Source organism: Streptosporangium sp. 'caverna' (assembly GCF_003203775.1).
In the GTDB taxonomy this organism is placed as follows: domain Bacteria; phylum Actinomycetota; class Actinomycetes; order Streptosporangiales; family Streptosporangiaceae; genus Streptosporangium; species Streptosporangium subroseum.
This window is the reverse complement of the sequence record NZ_CP029711.1, coordinates 8,508,443-8,527,486: the sequence shown is the minus strand read 5'-3', so window position 1 is coordinate 8,527,486 and position 19,044 is coordinate 8,508,443. Positions and strand designations below refer to the sequence as shown.

Genomic DNA, 19,044 nt, shown 5'->3' with positions numbered 1-19,044 from the left:
AGGTGGGTTACCGAATGGGCATGATTCGCGAGGTGATGTGTTTGGGGACGTCCAGGTCCATGGTCATCGCCGGGTCGGCCTCGGGGACACCCCAGGCCGAGTGGAGCGGCAGGACTCCGGCCCAGACCGGCAGGGCGTAGTCCTCCTCGTCATCGAGCGGCGGGCCCTGCCGTACCTTCACCGACGCCTCGGCCAGGGAGAGGGCGAGCACGGAGGTCGCGGCGAGCTCTTTGCGGGTCGGCTCCCTCGCGGCGTCCCACTGGCCGGGGGCGAGCTGTTCGGTGATCGCGCGCAGGCCCGCCAGGCGCTCCTCGTCCTCCTCCACCGGGCGGAGAGGGCCGTAGATCATGGCGGAGCGGTAGTTGAGCGAGTGGTGGAAGACCGAGCGGGCCAGCACGACGCCGTCCAGATGGGTCACCGTGACGCAGACGTCACCGGTGCCCCGCAGGGAGGTGGCGCCGGTGGAGCCGTGCAGGTAGAGGGTGTCGCCGATCCGGCCGTAGCCGGTGGGGACGACCATCGGGGCTCCGTTGACCACGACGCCCAGATGGCAGACCAGCCCGGCGTCCAGCACCGCGTACAGGTCCTCGCGGTCGGTGAGACCCCGATGCTTCGAGCGGCCGAGGGTGGTGCGGGGAGTCGTAGAGAGCATGGCCCTAACCTAAGGAGAAGTGGATATCGAGAACACATCCACTCGTTGCCACTTCTGGGAGACCACTTTGCCGCGACCCGCCGTCGACCTGCCCATCTCGGTGGACCGCGGGGCCGCCACGGCCCTCGCCGTCCAGCTCGGTGACCGCCTCCGCACCGCCATGCGCGACGGCACCCTCAAGTCCGGTGAGCGCCTGCCCTCCACCCGCGCCCTCGCCCGGCAGCTCGCCGTCAGCCGCACCGTCGTCACCGAGGCCTACCAGCAGCTCTACGCCGAAGGCTGGCTCGACGGCCGCCACGGTTCCGGCACCTACGTGGCCGAGATGGTGGTCCATGTCCCGCCTGTCGCCGCCGGCTCCGTCTCAGGTTCCGGGTACGGCCCGGCGCACGGAGACGCTCCCGGGCCTCGCGAGAGGCCCGGCCCCGTTTCCGGGTACGGCGACGGGCCCGGCTCCGTTTCCGGGTACGGCGACGGGCCCGGCCCCGGTTCCACCAGCGGCGACGGACCCGTTTCCCGCACCGGTTCCCACGGAGGCCCGTCCGGACCTGGTTCCGGTGCCGTTTCCACCTGCGGCGACGCGTCCGCCGACGCCCTCGCGTCCCTCCCGCCCGCCGGAACCGCCCGTTCCCGGCACGGCGAGACCATGATCGACCTGCGTCCCGGGCAGCCGTGGGTCCGCGACTACGACCGGGCGGCCTGGCGCCGGGCGTGGCGCAGGGCGGCCGACCTGCCGCCGGGCGTCGACCCCGACCCCTACGGCCTCCCCAGGCTCCGCGAGGCCCTGGCCGAACACCTCCGCAGGACCAGGGCGATCCCCGTCGGTGTGGAGAACATCATGATCACTCGGGGCACCGGCAGCGGGCTCGACCTCGTCGCCGCCACGATTCTGCGTCCCGGTGACCGGGCGGGCGTCGAGGACCCCGGCTACCGCGTCGCCAGAAACGTCTTCGCCGCCCGGGGCGCCGAGGTCGTGCCCTGCCCGGTCGACGAGGACGGTGTCATCGTGGACGGGCTCCCCGGCGACCTGCGTGTCCTCTACACCACCCCCGCGCACCAGTACCCCCTCGGCGGGCGCCTTCCCATCCCGCGCAGGGAACGCCTTCTCGCCTGGGCTCGCCGTACCGGCGCGCTCGTCGTGGAGGACGACTACGACGCCGAGTTCCGCTACGACGTCGCCCCGCTGCCCGCCCTCCACGGTCTCGACCCCGAGCGGGTGGTCCTGCTCGGCAGCCTGTCCAAGTCCCTGTCGCCCGACGTCGGTGTCGGCTGGCTGGTCGCCGCGCCGCACCTTCTCGCCGCCGTCGCCCGGACCCGCGACGACCTGGCCGACCGCACCAGCGGCCCGGTCCAGCAGGCGGTGGCCGTACTCCTGGAGAAGGGGGACCTGGACCGGCACCTGCGCCGGATGCGGCTGGAGTACGCACGGCGCCGCGCCGCGCTCGTGGACGTCCTCGGCTCCCGGATCATGGGCGACACCGCGGGGCTGCACGTCATGGTGGAGTTGCCCGCGCACACGGTCGGGCCCCTGGTCGAGGCCGCCCGCGACCGGGGCGTGCTGCTCGACGGGATGACGCGGCACCACCACGGCCCGCCGACCAGGCACGGCCTGGTGATCGGGTACGGCTCCGCCTCGCTCGCCGAGGTCAGACGGGGAGTCGCGGTGATCGCCCAGCTGATCGGCTGACGCGGCGGGGCAGGAAGGGTACGGAGCACGACCCGGGGCTCGTGGCTGGTTCACGATGGGTGATTCCGTGCTCGTCTCGGCTCATGGCGAGCGATTCGGTGCCCGTCCCGGTCCGTGGCGAGCCCCGGGGCTCGCGTCCGGTCCGCGGTGGGTGATTCCGTGCCCGTCCCGGCTCATCGTGAGCCGCCCGGCTCGCACCCCCGGTTCATGGGGACAGGATGGAGGTGCGCAGGCGGCCGAAGGTCTTCAGCACGCGGTCCGCGGTGTTCCGCAGGGCCGGGTTGGACAGGACCGTTCCCCGCGCCTTGCGGGCCGGCACCCGAAGCATCCAGTGCACCCCGGCTCCGGCGCTCGGCCGGGCGATCCGGCCCTCCGCCACCTCGTACTCGCCGTTTTTGAGCTTCTCCTTGTACTCCTTCTCGCCGCGGCCCATGTCGATGATCTGGATCCCCGCCGCGGCGGCCCTCTCGGCCATGGCCAGGTGGTGGATCAGGCCGGGGGAGTATTTGGCGTAGGAGGTGTCGTAGGCGGGGAACCAGCCCGCGAGCGTGGTGCCGGTGCGCACGCCGAAGTGGCCGGCCACCGGCTCGCCGTCGACGTAGAGCATGTCCAGGACGCCGCCGAAGTGCTCGGTGTCGGTGGCGAGCAGCCGCTCGACCAGCTCCACGATCCAGGGCCTGGCGAACCTGTCGGTGCGGCCGGTGCGGCGGTACTGGTCGGTCTTCCAGCCGAGCAGCGTGTGCAGCGGCGCCAGGTCGGTGGTGGCGTAGTCGTGGTGGATCGGCCCCACGTCACGCTGGAGCTTGCGGGTCTTGTAGGCCGTCGAACGGTAGGTCTTGCCGGACTTCAGCTTGATCGTCTCGATGTACGACGCGTAGCCGTCCCGGAGATCGATGATCGGTGACGGATGCCGGGTATGCCCGGGCTGGAGCAGCGGCTGTCCCGGGATCAGGTGGTCGAACTCGAACACGGCCAGGCCACAGGCCTTGATCAGCTGATGCGGATCGATCTCCAGGTCCTTGGCGTGCACCAGTCCCTGCGCGTCGGTCAGCCCCGCCGCCACCGGCATGCCGATGCCCATCGGATGTCGTTCGAAGGGAAGGAATCCCACGACGTCGGGCCCGTCATGCAGCACCGCGACCCGCACGCGATCCTGCAGGGCGCCTACGGCGATCGTGAACTCCGGCGACAGAAAGGGGCTGTCGAAGGCGGGGTCGGCACCCTGAAGGACCCGCCACTGGTCGAGGTCGGAGGTTCCGAGGTCACGGGGACGAACGATGGAGATGCGCATGAGCTCCTACCGAGGTGTGGGGGGTTCCCCTACGACATCCTGTGTGCGTAAGCCCAAGCATGCGGGCAGGCACGTAATGTAGCGATAAAAGAGCTGAGGGTATTCGCCGACTTCCGGAGTCGCACCGTTTCTGAGGCCTCATCTCGTCCGGGATCCTCGTCGGCGAGGGCGTTCCGACTAGCGCCACCGACCCGAGTGACGTTCTAATTGGGGGCTATGAGCACCCCAGGTATCGACTGGAACCGTCTGGTCGGATGGATGGCCGCCAACGTCCCCGACGCCGGGGAGCCCACCGGGATCTCTCTGATCGCCGGCGGCAGGTCCAATCTCACCTATGTCCTCGAGACCCGGGAGCGCCGCCTGGTGCTGCGCCGCCCGCCGCTGGGGCACGTGCTGCCGACCGCCCACGACATGAGACGTGAGTGGCGGGTGATCTCGGCTCTCGCGCCGACCCCGGTCCCCGTGCCCGAGCCGGTGGCCTTCTGCGGCGACGAGGACGTGATCGGCGCGCCGTTCTATCTCATGGGTCACGTGGAGGGCTCGGCCGTACGGAACGAGGAGGACGTCGAGGGGGTCGCCCCCGAGCAGATCCGCCGGCTGTCCGAGCGGCTGGCCGAGGTGCTCGCCGCCATCCACGCGATCGACTACGAGGAGGTGGGACTGGGCGATTTCGGCCGTCCCGAGGGCTACATGGCCCGCCAGCTGAAGCGCTGGGGTCAGCAGTGGGAGCGGTCGAAGACCGGTGAGCTGCCCGAGTACGACCGCCTGGTGGCCCGCCTGCGCGAGCGCCTGCCCGTCCACTCCGCCTCGACGCTGGTCCACGGTGACTACCGGCTGGACAACACGCTGGTACGGCTCTCGCCGGAGCCCGGCATCCTCGCCGTCGTCGACTGGGAGATGTCCACGCTCGGCGACCCGCTCGCCGACCTGGGCCTCACCCTGACCTACTGGCAGGATCCCGGCGACTCCGAACGCGCCTCGATCCCGGTCGCCACCGGCGTCACCGTGGCCCCCGGCTTCCTCAACACCCGCGAGTTCGCCGCCCACTACGCCAAGATCTCCGGTGCCGACCTGGCCGATCTGGACTTCTACGTGGCGTTCGGCAACTACAAGCTCGCGGTGATCGTGGAGGGCATCCACGCCCGATTCAAGCAGGGCAAGACCGTGGGCGAGGGTTTCGAGCGCATCGGCGAGTCCGTCCCCACGCTCATCGAGCGGGCCCACCGCGTCCTGGAGGGCTGAGTCCTCAAGGGCTGAAAGAGGCGGCGCACCGCCTTCCGGGATTCGGGAGGCGGGCTCTCCCATGTCCCGGGACGCGCCGGGGGCGCCCGCGGGCCGTACCGCGCTTGAAGGTCCCCGGACCGCGGCGGATCGCTCCCGATCCCGAGCCGGCGCATCGGGTTTGCGTGGAAGGTACCTCCTGCTTCAGCCGGCGGGTGAATCCGCGCCCCTCCTCGAACGCGCACGCAGGGCATACGGGCTGGTCCTCGGCAACACCCGCAAGGGTTGGCGAGAAGCCCCCTCGTTCACGAGAGGGTGGAGTCACGGAAGATTCAAGCGTTTTGAAAGTCACCGTGATTACGCTGAGAGAGCAGCCGGTAACGCTTGGCTGTGAGCCTTGCCTGGTCTCGGGCGGGTCGGCCCGGGCTGTGGAACGCTGCAACGGCTTGGCTGCTGACGCTTCAACGGATTGACGGTGAGAGCGAGGAACCGGTGATACCGACTGACGGACGGCACCAGCGAAGGCGCTCGGCCTGGCCGATCGCACTGGGAGCGACAGGCGTGACGGTGGTGCTTCTCGTGGGGATACTCACGCTCGCGTCAACGCCGGACATACCCAGGGGAGAGATCATGACGATCGCCCCGAGCCAGGCCGCGCCGGTGATCGAGCCGCCTCCCGCCGTGGCGGGCTGGCCGCGCTGGGGCATCACCCACACCGAGTTCAGCGCGGGCAACCGGGCCGACAAGGTCTCCCAGACCGCCTCGCACCTGCTCAGCCGGGTGCCCATGCTTCAGAACCAGCACATCATGGGCTGGGGTGCGGGCAACCCGGAGCCGGCCCCGGGCAAATACGACTTCCGCGACCTCGACGGCCGGATCAAGTTCATGGGCGCCTCCCAGTCCATCCCGGTGATCACGCTGTGCTGCGCCCCGGACTGGATGAAGGGCGGCACCGCGGGGCGCACCGACTGGACGCGGCTGGAGACCGCGCCCAAGCGCGCGCACTTCGACGACTTCGCCAGGCTGGCCGTGACGGTGGCCAAGCGCTACCCGACCGTCAAGCACTACATGGTGTGGAACGAGTTCAAGGGTTTCTGGAACCCCGCCAACAACCGCTGGGACGCGGAGGGCTACACCGAGCTCTACAACAAGATCTATGTCGCGCTGAAGGCGGTGAACAAGGACATCCAGGTCGGCGGGCCGTACATGTCGATGGTCAGCTCCAAGAACGACAAGGACTCGGAGATCCAGGGCGTCTGGGGAGTCGTCGACCAGCGTGACCTGGACGCGGTCGAATACTGGCTCGCGCACAAGAAGGGCGCCGACTTCATCGTGGTCGACAGCTCCTCGCCCACCAAGGACGCCGGGCTGATCCCCGACGAGTTCACCGCGCTCGGCAAGTTCAGTGCGATCACCAGCTGGTTGAAGCAGAAGAGCGACCTGCCGGTCTGGTGGGCCGAGTGGTACGTCGAACCGCAGGGCAGCGGCTGGACCGAGGAGCGCCGCCTCGCCGTCCAGACGGTGGCGATGATGGAGTTCGCCACCAGCGGCGCCACCACCTCTCTCTACTGGAGCCCCCAGCGCAAGTCCGGCAGGGCCGGCCAGCCCTGCCCCGGATGCCTGTGGCACCCGAGCCAGGGCACGGAGCTGCCGATGGCGGGCATCCTGAGCGGCTTCACCAAGTGGTTCCCCGCGGGGATCACGCTGGAGAAGATCACCTCCTCCGATCCCAAGGTGCGGGTGCTGGCGCAGGAGGAACAGCTCGTGATGGTGAACACCTCCAACGCGTCCGTGAGCACGACCGTGGACGGCAGGGCGTTCACCCTGAAGCCGTACGCGATCCAGTGGAGCGACCGCGGCGCCTAGCATTCCAGGATCGAAAAATGTCGTCGGGGTGACTGCGGCGAGGTCACCCCGACGACGGTGGCCGACCGGGTAGCCGAGAACGACGTGTCGCGGCTCCGGAGCCAGGACCCCGCACCCGGTCGATCAGCTCGTCCGCTCCGTGGGCGTTGACGCGGAACCGTTCACCGGACGCGGGCGGCGCCCTCCCGCAGGACGGCGTCGGCCTCGGCCTGGACCGCGTCCAGATCGTCGGCGATCTCGGCGCCCGCGACCGCGTCGGGCAGCCGGATCGCTCGGCAGGTCTAGATCGTTCCACGGGCGCTCACCGAGCGTGTCCGTCAGGACGAGGTCGCGCTCCGGCAATCGCTCCGACAGCGCCGCGGAGGTCACCGTGTGTGGCACCCCGGCGTCCTCGACGATGAATTCCAGACGGTCGGCCGGGTAGGTCGAGTCCAGCGGCACGCAGGCGGCGCCGGTCTTCCAGACGTCCAGGAGGGCCGCGATCAGCGTCTCGTCGCGGTTCAGGCCCACACCGGCGGTCGAGCCTCGTCCCACTCCCCGCGAGATGAGTTCGTGGGCTATCCGGTTGGCCTGGGCGTCGAGGTCGGTGTAGGTCGTGCGGGCCGTTCCGGCGATGAAGGCGCAGGGGCCCGCCCGGTGGTCAGGGCAGCTGGGTGCCGATGACGATGAAGCGCTCAACGATCACGATGAGGGCCGTCAGGAAGGCGGGCACCGCCACCAGCAGGATCCACCGCCTCGTCCTGGAGATGCGGCCGCGGCCGCGCAGGCCGAGCAGTTCGTAGGCGAACAGCGTGATCCACGTCACACCCAGTGCTCCCAGGCCGATCGGGGTCCACGGTGAGGTGGGATCGCCGATCCCGGTGGTCGGGGCGCCGGGCTCGGGGATCTCGACGCCCTCGGGGAAGGACTTCATCGTGTAGACGGCGGCGTCGTCGCTGGTGAAAACCCGCTTGAGCTCCGGGGAGGCGTCGAGGGCGGCGCGGAACCGCGGGGCCCAGTCTTCGGGGAAGTTGTGGTTGAGCTGCAGGTAGCCCGCCTGTCCCCGGGTGGCGATGAGGTAGGTGTTGGGCGGCGAGAGACGGAACTTGTCGATCACGGAGGAGATCTGGGCCGGATTCCTGGAGACGAGTGCCTGCTCGTAGGAGATCCTGTCGAAGTCCTTCTCGCCCCAGGGAATGGCGGGCGTGACCTCCTCGCCGATCTGCGGGACCAGATACAGGACGCGGGCGCTCGGCTGGTCGTGGTCGTAGATGTAGTGCATCGCCGCGACCTCGTCGGCGGAGACCCGCTCGAACTGCTCGTTGCCGTAGCGGGCGACCAGGAAGACCATCGACAGCGCCAGCGCGCACCCGGCGGCCAGCCCCAGGGAGACCCGGCGGGTCAGCACCGGACTGAGCCGGGGGCCGGACGCGCGGATCGGCACCGTCTCCTCCGGGGCGCCGGCCGCGGTGGCGGGAAGATTGGGAAAGAAGGCGTAGGCGGCCAGGATGCAGGCGCCCGGCAGCGCGAACAGGTAGATCCGCAGGCCGATCTCACCCCCGTAGTTCTGCAGGCCGATGGCCAGCACGGGAGTGCACAGCAGGAGGAGCGCGGCCCTGTCACCGACACCGCGGCGCAGGCGGCGCAGCAGGCCGGTGGCGGCCAGCGCCAGGATGACGGCGCAGATGCCGAGCCGGGCGACCAGCACGAACGTGTGCTTGGGGTCGCTGCCGTCGATCCGGTCGCCGGTGTTGCTCTGGAGGTTGTCCAGGACCCGGCCCAGGCCGCCGAAGAGCTCGTCGATGTGCCCGCTCCAGAAGGCGACCGTCTGGTAGCTGATCCAGGCCAGCGCCATCAGGCCCAGGAAGAACGGAAGACCCCAGCTGAGCGAGGAGCGCCGGAACAGGAGCAGGCCGGTCAGGATGCCGAGCATCATGAACGGGGTGATCTGGTGCGACGCCGTGGCGGTTCCGAACAGGCCGATCAGCACGATCAGCATGATCGAACGGTCGTAGACGCCGGTGGGGTGGCTCAGCTCGCCGGGGGTCAGCCTGTCCAGCCGGGCCAGCGGTCGCCGGATGAGACCCTTGGCGGGCACCGGCCTCTCCCGATACTCCACCCGGCCGAACCAGCGCAGCAGGATCGCCACGAAGGCCAGGTAGACGGCGTAGGTGAAACCCTGCGACGAGAAGTAGTCCTGGCCGATCCACTGGACGATGACAAACAGCAGCGCGGCGAACCAACGGGCGCGGGTGGTGGCGACCACCTGACGCAGGATCAGCACGAACGGCAACAGGTAGATGAGGTTCGACAGCAGGGGCGTCCACTGCATGATCGTCGTCAGGTCGGTGATCCCGGCCGCCTTCGTGACGAACGCGACCAGCGCGAAGAACCCGGGCCAGGCGAGGCGGGCGTCGAGGACGGGGGAGGCCTCCCCGGTCCGGCTGATGTACTCCACGAAGCCCGCGTGAACGTAGGCGGTGTGGAAGCGGGCCTCGTTCTCGATCAGGGCCGCCGCGCCGTGCAGGGCGAAGGTGATCGCCGCGAGCTGGAAGAGCAGCAGGAACTTGCGGTCGGTGTTCTGCGCGATCGTGACGAAGAACGCGACGATCATCAGCAGGATCGCGGCGAACGCGGTGTTCGGCATGGCCGAGACGAGGCCCACGCCGTCGATGTTCGCCAGGTTCACGCCCCGCCACGGGCCCGGCGCCGCCCGCAGGGCCAGCACGTACATGATCAGGCCTTCGACCGTGAGCAGCGGTGGCAGCCACACGGGGGCCGTTCGCATCAACCTGGTCGTCCGCGAGGGTCTGACGGCGGGAGTGGCCGCGACCTTCTCCAGCAGGGCGTCCACGGCGACGCTCGCCTTCGGGGCCTTCCGGGTTTTCGAGGCCTTCGGAGGCTTCCGAGCTTTTGGGGCCTTAGGAGCTTTTCGGGCTTTCTTGGTCTTAGAGGCCGGTAGGGCGAGCGGAACGGATGGAGCCTGCGACGCGGGTGAAGCGGACGGAGCGGGTCGAGTCTGAGACGCGGACGGAGTCCGTGAAGCCACGGGGAGGCGTACCTCCACCGTGCTGTCGGCCTCCTCGGAGGATGACGCAGGGGTGCCTGACACCGGTGTCTCCGACTCCGGATTGTCCGACTCCGGGGTGTCCGACGCGGGGGTGTCCGACGCGGGGGTGTTCGACGGGGGAGTGTCCGACTCCGTGGTGTCCGACGGGGGAGTGTCCGATGCGGGGACGTCCGATGCCGGAGTGCCGGTGTCCAACCTTGCGGTGGGATGGAAGGGCACCCTGAGCACGGGGAACCGGATGGTGGCGCCGATCTCTGAAACGTCCCCTTCGGAGCCCTCGCCGGAGGTTGCGGGGGTCCCCCCGGGAGCCTTTTCGAGGGTCCCGCCGGAGATCCCGGGAACCTCTCCGGAGGCCCGGCCCGATGCCCCGGGGGGCATCGGGCCGGTGGCCTCGTCGCCCGACCCGGTCGTCGTCGGCGCCGGAGGCGCGGAACGCGTGGACCCGGTCTCGTCGACCTCGGCTGCCTTCGCCGCCCCCGTTGTCACGTCGTCACCTGTCCGTTGCCTCACGTCGAACATCATCATGGTTACGCCAACCCGGCCGGGAAATTTGATTGTGAAGATTCGCCGTAGTTGAGCGCTATGCATGGGCAGGTAAAGACCAATGCTGTGATCGAGAATCGGCTGCCCGGCGGCGCCGAGCCCTGCTCGGCGAACCGCGCTCCACACCGGTAATCCACCGTCGTGGCCATGACCTACCTCCCCCACATCTCGGGCGTGTCTTTGCGCGAGGCCTGACCTCGGCCGTTTTTTATGACGAGGTCTCGCCCCGGGCGTGTCCTCATACGAGGCCGCGCACCCGGCGCAGGCCGTACGTGGCGCGCCTGACGACGGCGTAGCCCTTGGTCAGCATTCGCTCCCTCACGTAGATCAGCGGGACCTGGCTCCCCTCGACCGCCCGGCTGAACGTCTTCATGGAGGTGTTCTCGGCCACGGTCAGGCGCGGCAGGGCGAGCTCGTCGTGCCGGTCGGCGGCGAGGGCGTTGTTCACCGCGCAGGCCGCCCGGTATCCGGCTCGCCGGACCTCGCGCCGCACGCGCGCGCTGGAGTATCCGTAGGGGTAGGCCATCGTGGAGACCAGGACACCGATCTTGTCTTCCAGCAGGGCCCTGTTGCGCCACAGCTCCTGGCGGAGTTCGTTGTCCGGCAGCTGGTCGAGCTGGGGGTGGCTGTGGCTGTGCCCGCCGATCTCGATGCCGCATGAGGCGGCCTCGCGGGCCTGGCTCCAGGTCAGCATCGTGTCGAGCGGCCTGCCCGCCGCCTCCTTGCCCGCGTCGCTGACCCACCCGCTGGTCAGGAAGACCGTCGCGGGGACGCCGTAGCGCTCCAGCAGGGGGAGCGCCTCGCTGTGGAAGTCGGCGTAACCGTCGTCGAAGGTCACCACGATCGGTCGTTCGGGGAGGCGGCGGTCGTCCTCCCCGTGCAGGGAGGCGATCAGGCCGGCCATCGTCAACGGTGTGAAGCCGCTCTCCTTGAGATAGGACAGCTGCTCGGCGAGGGCCGAGGGCCGTACCGCCAGCGGTCTGGTCTCGACGTTGGGCCGGTCGGAGACCGAGTGGTACATCAGGATCGGCACACGGATCATGAACGCCCTCGCTTCAGACGAAGGGAACCGACAACGTAACCCCAGGCGGTACAGGCGAGGCCGACGACGATCGCCCCGGCTCTGCCGAAGCCGGACAGATCGCCCCTGAGCGCTTCCCCGACCCCGCGCAGCGCACCCAGTGGAAGCGCCTTCAGGGCGTGTGCCCGCTCGCTCGCCAGCCCGTCGGCGGTTCCGACGCTCCGGGTGACCAGCGCCTTGGACAGGCCCTCGGCGTAACACCGGGACCGGAAATAGGCGAACGTGGAGCGCACGGCCGGCACCTTGTGACCGATCGTCGCGTCCGGCTCGAACAGCAGCACCGCGCCCGGTATCCGCTGGGAGAGCCGGATGCAGAACTCGGTCTCCTCGCAGCCCAGGGGCCGGGGCCTGCGTCCCTGCACGCTGCGTCCGATGCCGGTGTGGAACCCGCCGACGTCGCCCACGACCTGCCTGCGGAAGGCGGCGTTCCCGCCCATGACGTTGCGGATCGGCGCCCTTTTGGTGGGCATGCCCAGATACGTGCAGCCCACGGTCCAGTCGAACTCGCGGGGAAACCAGCGAGGACGGCGCCCGGCCGTCCACAGCGGCCTGGTCAGCCCGCCCACCCCCATGACGGCCGGGTCACCGAAGCCCTCCTCCAGCGCTTCCAGCCAGCCGGGCTCGGCGATCGCGTCGTCGTCCAGGTAGGCCACGATGTCGCCGGAGGCGATCGCCGCCCCGGTGTTCTTGCCGCCGGACAACCCCTTTTCCTGGGCGTTCTCCACCACGATCGCGCCGGGATACTCCCGCTTGAGCCGCAGGTGAAGATCCGGGTTGTGGTCGACGACCAGGATGATCTCGTACGGCCTGCGTCGCTGGTTCGCGACCGATTCGACGGCTTCCCGGATGTCCTTCCAGCGTTCTCCGGTGTAGGCGCAGATGACGACGCTGCTTCTCATGATCAGGCGGCGCCCTGGTCCGCGGTGGGCGCGGAGGCGGCCGGCTGTGGCGTCGCGGGCGCCGGGCCGGTGCGCCACTCCCTGATGATGGTCTTCAGGACCCGGATGCCGTCGCGGACCGCGTGCAGGTTGCTCTGGCCGTGGATCCGGCAGCGTTCGTGGCTCGGAACCTCCTGAACCCTGAGCCCCGCCTTGGCGGCCCGGATGTTCAGCAGCGTCTCCACCTCGAAGCCGTCGCAGTCGGGGTTCAGGACGGCCAGGTGGCGTGCCCAGAAGGCGTTGTAGCCGTAGCAGAGGTCGCTGTAGCGGGTGCCGTAGATCCTGTTCACCAGCGCGGTCAGCACCTTGTTGCCGAACTTGCGGTTGAAGGTCAGGTCGTCGCTGCCTCCGCCGGTGGCGTAGCGCGATCCCTTGACGAAGTCGGCGCCGGTGACCAGGGCGCCCACGAACTGGATGATCTCGTGGCCGTCCGTGGAGCCGTCGGCGTCGATCATCACGATGATGTCGCCGGTGCAGGCGGCGAAACCGGCCGCCAGCGCGTTGCCCTTGCCCTTGCCGGTCTGGGTGATCACCCGGATGTTGGGGCGCAGCCTTCTGGCGACGGCGACGGTCTCGTCCGTGGAATTGCCGTCGACGAGCACGATTTCGTCAATCCAATGCGGCAGCGTCGCGAAAACGTGAGGGAGATTCTCCGCTTCGTTCATTGCGGGCACCACGACGCTGACAGTGGGAGAAATCGCGACATGTGGCGTGAGCGGGGTGAATCGCTCGATCGGCGGCATCGCTCTCAGCGGGGGCTTGCCGCCGTACTGCTTGGTGGTTTCGGAATTCATACCCAGAGAAGATTTGCCGTTGTAGTGCTTGGTGGTTTCGGGGGTCATATGACGGATGTCCTTCCGGGCGGTCAGTCGTCAGGGGTGACTAGCGGACGGACCCGGGGCCATACGCGATCTGGATGATCGGGAAAATGGCGAATGCGAGGAGGGATGCGCGGGGTCCTGGCGGGTGGTCTGCAGCGCGGGAGTGGTTTAGCCCACTCCCCATGGCTCCTTGACGGCGGGCGCGGATGATTGGTTCTGCGCTGGACTGCGCATTCGGCCGAAACCTTTCAGCACGCGATCGGCGAATCTATACAAATACGGATGGTCTGTAATAATCGTGCGGATTTTGTTGACCGGCGTACGGCCTATCCAATGGACCGCCGCGGCCGGAGAGGGGCGGGAGACGCGACCTTCGGCGACGAAAAGATCGCCACTTTTCAACCAGCTCTTGTATTCGCGGCCGCCTTTTCCCATATCCACCTGTTGCAGGCCTGATCCCGCAGCGTGTTCCGCCATGCGGAGGTGATGCACGATTCCGGGTGAATAGCGCGCGAACTCCGGATCATAGGCCGGGAACCAGCCGACCAGGGTGGTTGCCGTGCGGAGGCCGAAGTGCCCGGCGACGGGCCTGTCCCCGGCGTAGATCATGGTGAGGACGCCGGCGAAGGTCTCGGACTTCTCGGCGTGCATCTCGTCGAGCAGCCGGACGATCCACGGCTGGGCGAAGCGGTCCACGCGGCCGGTCCGGCGGTACTGGCCGGACTTCCAGCTCGTGAGCGTGCGCAGTGTCTCGACATCGGCCGAGTTCCACTCGAAGCGGAGTTCGCCCTGCTCGCGGCCGAGCTTGCGCTCCTTGTAGCGGATCGTTTTGAGGTTCTTGGGGGAGTTCGTCTTGACCTGGTCGATGTATGCCTCGAAGCCCATGCTGAGGTCCATCACCGGCGCCGGTCGCACATCCGACTCGTAGGAGGCGAACGTCGGCTGGCCGGGAACCAGGTGGTCGAAGTCGAAGACCGAGATCTTGCAGGCACGCAGGAGCGACCGGACGTCCACCTTCAGCTCGGGGGCCGAGATCAGCCCGTGGCAGGTGGTAAGAAAACCCCCCAAAGGTTTGCCAATCCCGAAACTGTGGCGCTCATAGGGGAAAAACCCTGTAATTGTGTTATTGTCTTGAATGACCGCGACCCGTACGTAGTCGCGAAGACGTCCCATCGCGAGCGTGAACTCCACCGATAGGAACGGGTTGTCTAGGGATGGGTTCGCCTCCTGCAACTCCCGCCATCGGGATATCTCGGACTCCCCAAGGTCTTCCGGGCGAACAATGACAATGGTCACCTTGATTTGACCCCCTGTTCGGTCTGCACGCTTCCGCTCCCCCGGTACAACAGGCGTAGTACGTATATGAAGCCACCGAGCACGGCAATCGTCGCCACCCCGGCCCGTGGTGACCATGCGTCAAAAGTAAGCATGGCGGTGGCAAGAAGTACGTTTACAACCAGGCTTGCCGCCACGCCGACTGATGGGGCGGCAAGTGGGTCACGATCACGCAACAGTCCAATCACTGCGGCGGCAGGTACTACTAAAAGGAATATAGGGGTCAAAGCCAGACGTAATGGAGTATTGATATCGGCTAGGGCGATCGCGGCTCCCGCTGCGCATACGAGGGTGAGCGCCCAGTTGAGCGCCCTGCGTTTGGTCGACATCTCCGAGCTCCCAGCTGGTAACGAAGCGATTGATCGCGTCTTCATATGACCAACCAGTTAACACAGACGTCAATGCCGACGCTCGACAAGAGTCAATGGTTTACCGGATATCGGAGCCGCGTCGCCGCGTTACGTAAAATCACGGCCGGGAAATCAGCCGGCCTCGGCCTCGGAACTGGACTCGGCGGAGGGGGTCGGCGTCGGCGGGGGCGATGAGTCGCTGGGAGGGTCGGGAGCATCCGGTTCGGGGCTCTCCCAGGAGATCGCACACTGGGCGTTGCCCCCGGCGGACTTGAACGCGACCCGGCCCGCACCGCTCTCGCCGGGGTTGGCGGCGGTGACCCAGATCATGATCTTCGCTCCGGCCTTGAGCTGTCCTCCCTGGGGGTGCACGTTCAACCCGCCGGAGGTGGTCGCCGACCAGGAGAGGGCGGCGTTGCGAGCGGCGAGCTGGATCTGACCCGCGCCCTCCCCGATGCTCCCCGGGCACGAGACGGCCAGTCGTGCCGCCGCGGGCCGCGGCGTGGGCGTACGGCCGGCGCGCGGTCGTTGGGGGACCGGCCGCCGGGGGGTCGTCGGCCGTGCCGTGGTGGGGAGGGGAGAGGGGGTCCTGGCCTTTTCGCTCTTCCGGGGGGTCGGGGTCGGCTCCGGGTCCTCGGACGGGGAGTCCGTCGGCAGGGGAGCCGACGCGCTCGGGTCGAGATCGGGCTCCAGGATCACCATCGCGGGCTCCGGCTCGGGCGTGATCCGGATGTCCCCCGGCAACCCGGCGGCGAGATCCTGGCCGCCGAGCACGACCATGGCCCCCGTGGCCGCCAGAACGCACACGGCGGCCAGGATCACGGGTCCCCTGCGGCGCTGCCGGCGCCGCTGCGCCGGCAGCAGTGCCGTACGGGATGACTCGGTGGCCGCGAGCCGGTGGCTTCCCTCGTCGCGCGCCCGTTTGGCGCCCGTGGTCTTCCGCCGGGTCGACCCGCGGCCCTTCCCGCGTCTCTCCGCCGCGGCCGGAAAACCCGTCCGGTCGAAATGGTCGCCCGCGTCCACGATGGAGGCGCGGGTCTCCTCCATCGCCGGGCTCACGCAGGTCTCGATCACCCGGCTGCGCAGGGAGAGCGGCGGGAAGGCCGCCGGCACCAGGTCGAGCAGCCGTCCGGCCGAGACATGACGGTCGCGCCGCTCGATGCAGACCTCGCAGCGGCCGATGTGGCCGGACAGCCGCCTGCGCAGAATCGGGGTCAGCGGTCCCTCCCAGGAGTCCACCATCGCCGACAGGTCCGGGCAGTGCGCGCGGCCGACCTTGGCGAGCACCACGGCGGCGGCCGCGTTCTCAAGGTGGTCGCGGGCCCGGCCGAGCTTCGCGGCGGCCTGCCGGGAGGTCATGCCGAGCACCGCGCCGGCCTCGCCGGTGCTGAGGTCGTGCCGGAGGGACAGCTCCAGCACCTCGCGTTCCTGTCTGCTCAGCTCGATCAGTGACTCGTGCACCAGCGCGGCCAGCTCGCGCTCCTGGGGATCGTCGTGATCCTCCGACGCGGGCGCGGGCAACGCGCCCTGCGAGTCACCCGTCCTGGCCACACACTGGAAGCGGGTCAGCGCGTACAACCACGGGCGCAGGCGTCCGGGCTCGCGGAGCCGGTCCACGCAGCCGTGAGCGGTCACCAGGGCGTCGTGTACGGCGTCGGCCGCGGCGTCCCTCTCGCCCAGCAGCGAGAGGGCATAGTCGTTGAGACGTTCGGCATAGGAGTCATAGAGGCTTGCGGGCGCCGTGTCATCGGCGCGCCGGAGCGCCTCCACAAGTTGTTGATCGTCGGTTCGGCCGACGGTCGGCCATCCGGGCACGGACATTTCCTCCCCGCAGGACGGGCTCGTTCACGGGCGTCACCACCTGCCCGTTCCAGGCCCCACATGCGTATGACGCCACCTGCCCGAGATGGGTTGTCCAAAGGGGTCGATATCATGCCGACCCGGCATAACCTGGGAAAACAGAAACGGCTGGTGTCCATGGGACGCCAGCCGTTCAGGGTGAACGAGGTGAGAAAAGGGTCAGTCGCAGTTGGGCGAGCAGAGGCGGCGCTTCATGCCCTCCAGGAAGAACTTGCGGACCTCCAGGACGTCCTTGGCGATGAAGGCGTCACCGGCGGTCGCCTTGGCCAGGGCGTCCATCTGGCGCTTGCCCTTGGGGGCGTCGGGACCGAAGGCGATGATCAGAACGCTGACCGGCTTCTCCGGGTTGAACTCCTCCTTCAGCGTCTTCAGGATCTCCGAGTTGCTGATCCCGCCCTCGGGGTCGTCGTTGCCCGCGCCGTCGGTGAGGATCAGCACCGTGTTGATCTTGTCGCCCTGGTAGTCGTCGGTCATCTGCTTGTAGGCGGCGGCGAGGGTGTCGTTGAGCCCGGTGTCGCCGGTCGGCTTGGCCTGGGTCGTGGCCAGCTTCTGGTTGAGCAGGTCCCGGCGCAGGACGCCGTTGATGTTCTCGGTGAGCGGGCCGACCGGGATCGTCTCGCGGTAGTCCACTCCCTGGCCGTTGAGGTTGGTGGAGTACTGCCAGAGCCCGAGCTCGCTCTTGATCGGGAACAGCTTCATGCCCTCGATGGCGATCTTCGAGATCGCCTGCATCCGGGTCACGCCGAGGCCGGGTACGGGGAGCGCCATGGTGCCGGAGACGTCCAGCAGCGTGAGCAGCCTGGTGCCGAGGTTGAGCCGGGACCACGACTGGGACATGCTCGCGATGGTCTTGGCGTCGGGCATCTTCAGCGCCACAGGGGCCTTGGCCTGGAAGCCGCCGGCGCCGGCGACCGGCTTGCCGCCCTTGCCGTCCGGGGTGCGGAAGCCCTGATCGCGGAGCGTCTTCTTGGAGGCGTCGGTGCCGAGCTCCTTCTGGAACGCCTCGGCGGCCTTGCGGACGGTGTCGTCCTCAGCGGTGATCACCACTGGGTAGTCGAGGTTGAGGGTGCCCTCGGCCGGATAGAGCGGTACGGCCGGCACCTCCGGCTTCTTGGCGTTGTTGAACGCCCAGACGCCCTGCTCGGAGGCGACGCCCAGCGGGGCCTTGGCGCCCTTGACGCCGAGGCTGGCCAGGAGCGCGTCCTGGTCGCGGACCGTCGACCCCGACAGCGACTTGAGCGCGCCGACCAGCTGCTCGTCGCCCGCGCCCGCGGCCGTGGCCACCCCCGCCGCCGCCAGCAGCGCGCCGAGCCCGGCGGCGTTGAGCGAGGGGTCCAGCGCGAGCACGCGCACCTTGCGTCCCGGTCCGTCGACGTTGGCCACGTTGGCGGCGGTGATCATGCCGCCCCAGCTGGCCGCGCCGAAGCTCTTCTTCAGGTTCGGGACCACCGAGCCGGAGGCCACCATGACGATGGGGGAGTGGGCGATGGACGCGCTCGGGGCGGGCACATCGGGATTCTTCGCCCGTATGCCGGAGACCCACAGGGCCGAGTCGGGGATCCACAGGTCCATCGCGTCGGCCTTGCCGCCGCCTCCGCCCAGCGCGGAGGCCACGGCGGCGGGGACGCCCTTGGTCACCGTGACGGCGGCGCACCTGCCGTCGATGTCGTGGCTCGCCTTGTTGAAGCGATCGGCGATCTGGGACACGGCGGGCTGGATGTCGGGTGAGGCGGTGACCCGCAGCGCGACCGCGTCGCCCGCGCATCCCCGGTCCCGATTAATGATCACGAAAGCGGCGACACCGAGCAGCACGGCGAGGGCGACGGATCCGGCGAGCGGAACCAGCACCTTGCCGCGCCCTCCACGGCGTCGCCTGGGCGCTTCCCTGTTGGGGGTATAGCCATCCTCGAGTTCATCAGTCCGGTGACGTCCCACGATGCCCTCTTCGGTGTCGATGTCCTGGAGCTAGCGGGTCACCCTATCGGGAGGTTCTCCGCAATATTCACGGAACTGTACTGGGAACACTTAATGTGGCAAAACGCGTCTTTTGGTGCGGGTATCACCGTACGTGCCAGTAGCGAATCTTTGTGTTGAACGAGGAGAGCCGGAAGATCGGCGGCGACGGGGCTATCCGTGCCGAATTTTCCGATTTTCTCGTACATCCAGGGCGTTGGCGGTATCGCTCGGGCGCCGTCATTCGACGGGGTTCAAACGGAGCCGCCGAGCGCCCTCGCGTACATGCGGGTGTCCGGGGCGTCCTCGCCCGAGACGGCCGCCGACCGGCTCGTCGTCCCGTTGGGCCAGGGGTGACCGGAAGGTCCAGGCGATCTCCGAGTGTCCGTTCGATGACCTT

At 68.8% G+C, this 19,044-nt stretch carries 13 protein-coding genes; 3 read left to right on the top strand and 10 right to left on the bottom strand.

Annotation, left to right across the window (positions count from 1 at the left end; translation table 11 throughout):
• Positions 1 to 7: 7 nt before the first annotated feature.
• On the bottom strand, positions 8 to 652 hold the full coding sequence (locus DKM19_RS36755; RefSeq protein ID WP_110702233.1) for a pyridoxamine 5'-phosphate oxidase family protein: 645 nt from the start codon (positions 650 to 652) through the stop codon (positions 8 to 10).
• Positions 653 to 719: 67 nt separating this feature from the next.
• Between DKM19_RS36755 and DKM19_RS36750 the strand changes: the two genes are divergently transcribed.
• Positions 720 to 2,336 (top strand): PLP-dependent aminotransferase family protein, encoded by a 1,617-nt coding sequence (locus DKM19_RS36750; RefSeq protein WP_239513783.1) that lies wholly within the window; start codon positions 720 to 722, stop codon positions 2,334 to 2,336.
• 205 nt (positions 2,337 to 2,541) lie between these two features.
• Here the strand turns inward: DKM19_RS36750 and DKM19_RS36745 are convergent, their stop codons facing one another.
• Complete coding sequence (locus tag DKM19_RS36745) at positions 2,542 to 3,627, bottom strand: GNAT family N-acetyltransferase (RefSeq protein ID WP_110702231.1); 1,086 nt, start codon at positions 3,625 to 3,627, stop codon at positions 2,542 to 2,544.
• A gap of 216 nt (positions 3,628 to 3,843) precedes the next feature.
• On the opposite strand from DKM19_RS36745, the gene DKM19_RS36740 reads away from it, so the two are divergent.
• A complete protein-coding gene (locus DKM19_RS36740) occupies positions 3,844 to 4,869 on the top strand; it encodes a phosphotransferase family protein (protein ID WP_110702230.1) in 1,026 nt (341 codons plus the stop codon).
• Between the two features lie 609 nt (positions 4,870 to 5,478).
• Positions 5,479 to 6,714, top strand: a complete 1,236-nt coding sequence (locus DKM19_RS36735; protein WP_239513782.1) for a xylan 1,4-beta-xylosidase — start codon at positions 5,479 to 5,481, stop codon at positions 6,712 to 6,714.
• A 123-nt stretch (positions 6,715 to 6,837) separates the two neighbouring features.
• Here DKM19_RS36735 and DKM19_RS36730 read toward each other — a convergent pair whose 3' ends face one another.
• The 8 genes from DKM19_RS36730 to DKM19_RS36685 form a co-directional block, all read right to left on the bottom strand.
• Complete coding sequence (locus tag DKM19_RS36730) at positions 6,838 to 7,392, bottom strand: AMP-binding protein (RefSeq protein WP_110702228.1); 555 nt, start codon at positions 7,390 to 7,392, stop codon at positions 6,838 to 6,840.
• The gene (locus DKM19_RS36725) at positions 7,355 to 9,547 is read right to left on the bottom strand and encodes a hypothetical protein (protein WP_110702226.1); all 2,193 of its coding nucleotides are present in this window, start codon (positions 9,545 to 9,547) and stop codon (positions 7,355 to 7,357) included. The genes DKM19_RS36730 and DKM19_RS36725 overlap by 38 nt, the downstream gene beginning before the upstream one ends.
• A gap of 997 nt (positions 9,548 to 10,544) precedes the next feature.
• Entirely contained in the window at positions 10,545 to 11,348 is an 804-nt protein-coding gene (locus DKM19_RS36715; protein ID WP_110702222.1) for a polysaccharide deacetylase family protein, read from the bottom strand.
• A complete protein-coding gene (locus tag DKM19_RS36710) occupies positions 11,345 to 12,286 on the bottom strand; it encodes a glycosyltransferase family 2 protein (protein ID WP_110706248.1) in 942 nt (313 codons plus the stop codon). The genes DKM19_RS36715 and DKM19_RS36710 overlap by 4 nt, the downstream gene beginning before the upstream one ends.
• Positions 12,287 to 12,288: 2 nt before the next feature.
• Positions 12,289 to 13,167, bottom strand: coding sequence for a glycosyltransferase family 2 protein (locus tag DKM19_RS36705; protein ID WP_204358399.1), 879 nt, complete (start codon positions 13,165 to 13,167; stop codon positions 12,289 to 12,291).
• Positions 13,168 to 13,314: 147 nt separating this feature from the next.
• Positions 13,315 to 14,442 (bottom strand): GNAT family N-acetyltransferase, encoded by a 1,128-nt coding sequence (locus tag DKM19_RS36700; protein WP_110702220.1) that lies wholly within the window; start codon positions 14,440 to 14,442, stop codon positions 13,315 to 13,317.
• A 521-nt stretch (positions 14,443 to 14,963) separates the two neighbouring features.
• A complete protein-coding gene (locus DKM19_RS36690) occupies positions 14,964 to 16,646 on the bottom strand; it encodes an RNA polymerase sigma factor (RefSeq protein WP_162642038.1) in 1,683 nt (560 codons plus the stop codon).
• A gap of 204 nt (positions 16,647 to 16,850) precedes the next feature.
• Positions 16,851 to 18,539 (bottom strand): substrate-binding domain-containing protein, encoded by a 1,689-nt coding sequence (locus DKM19_RS36685; protein ID WP_110702214.1) that lies wholly within the window; start codon positions 18,537 to 18,539, stop codon positions 16,851 to 16,853.
• Between the last annotated feature and the right edge of the window lie 505 nt (positions 18,540 to 19,044).